The organism is Trinickia soli (genome assembly GCF_002879855.1).
In the GTDB taxonomy this organism is placed as follows: Bacteria; Pseudomonadota; Gammaproteobacteria; order Burkholderiales; family Burkholderiaceae; genus Trinickia; species Trinickia soli.
Genome location: NZ_PNYB01000063.1, coordinates 1 through 1,472 on the forward strand (window position 1 = coordinate 1; position 1,472 = coordinate 1,472).

A 1,472-nucleotide genomic window follows, 5' to 3' on the forward strand; every position below is an offset into this window, starting at 1 on the left:
TGTCAATCCAAAATTGAAATGTCCCCTTTTGCCCAAGATAGAGATGTCCCCTTTGGCGGCGGGCTAGACTAGGTAGTGCTTGTGCTCAGGCTGTTCGATAGAACGGCCTGAGCACCGGCTGTGGACTCGGGCTTGAAGGGCCGTTTCCAGGGATGATGGGCGGGCGGTTTGTAGTGCGAAGCTTGTCGCTGCTTGGCCTGCTCGACGTGGGCATCGACGGTCTTGTCGTCGGCAATTCGGGGGGGCAACTCGTGGCGGGCGAACGGGCGGTAGGGCAACGGCTTTCCCTGGTGAAGCAACACGATCGATTCGTCGGAGCCGTCGTCGCACACGATCACGCGTGCACCGCGCAGATGGTAGGCCGGTGCGCCGTTGGTCTGGATCATGAGCAACCGTCCGCGATACTGGCAAGACAACGATTTGGAGAGCACGCGGGTGCTCTGCTCGCTGGTTACGTTCACCAGCGCCAGCGCGTCCAATTCCAGTGGCCGGTGAGCGTCTTGCTCGTTCTTGGGCGGCTTGCCAAAGCGTGCGTTGTAGTGCTCGATGAAGCGCGGCAGTAGTGCATTGGCGGCCTCTAACGTGTCCGCACCGCCCAGTCGCAAAGCCTTGACCAGCCGATCCTGCATCGTCTGGAATGAGCGCTCGACGCGGCCCTTGGCCTGAGGCGAACGCGCGAGAATCGGTTCAATGCTCAACTCGCGCACGGCGCGCTCGAATTGGGTAGGCGTCGGGTCCTCTGGATCATGCTTGGTAAAGATGCTGTGCCGATCGCTGTAGAAGGCGACGGGACGTCCATACTGGCTCACATAAGCCCGCAAGCCCCTCAGGTAAGCGCGGCTTGTCTCGGCCGGCTCAAATCGCGCGTATTGCAACCGTCCGGTCGCATCGTCGATGAAGGCGATCAACGTGCATTTCGGTCCGCGTGCTTCGAGCCACGCATGAGGGCTGCCGTCGATCTGGACCAATTCACCCACGCACGCGCGGCGCTCGCGCAATTGAAACGGCCGCTTGCGACGCGCTCGCTTAGGCGTCCATAGTCCCGCCTCGCTCATCCAATTGCGCAGCGTCTCAACCGAGCGTGTAAAGCCGTGATAGCTCGCCAGGTACTCGGCCGCCAGGGTTGGCCCAAAATCCGCGTATCGCTCCCGAACGCAAGCCAACACTGCCTCACGCTCAGACTCGCCGATGCGCCGGTTGCTCGCTTGCCCACGCCGCTTCGAAACAACGCCGGCCACGCCCTGTTGCCGGTACGCACGCACCAGCCGCTTAATCTGCCGAACCGTTATGCCTAGCCGCTCAGCAGCCTGCGCCTGCTTGAGCCGCTTCTCCAGCACCGCCTCGATCACCCGTTGCCGCTCTCGTTCCTTCGCGCTCATCGACACTAGCCCTTCCACCGTGCCGCCCCCTCACGAACCAAAAGGGGACATTTGTACTTTGTTGGAAGGGGACATTACGACTTTGGGCTAACA

The 1,472-nt window shown here is 61.7% G+C and carries 1 protein-coding gene; it reads right to left on the reverse strand.

Annotated elements, in window-relative coordinates:
* Positions 1–68: 68 nt before the first annotated feature.
* A complete protein-coding gene (locus tag C0Z19_RS27645) occupies positions 69–1,379 on the reverse strand; it encodes an ISNCY family transposase (RefSeq protein WP_102613008.1) in 1,311 nt (436 codons plus the stop codon).
* Positions 1,380–1,472 lie beyond the last annotated feature (93 nt).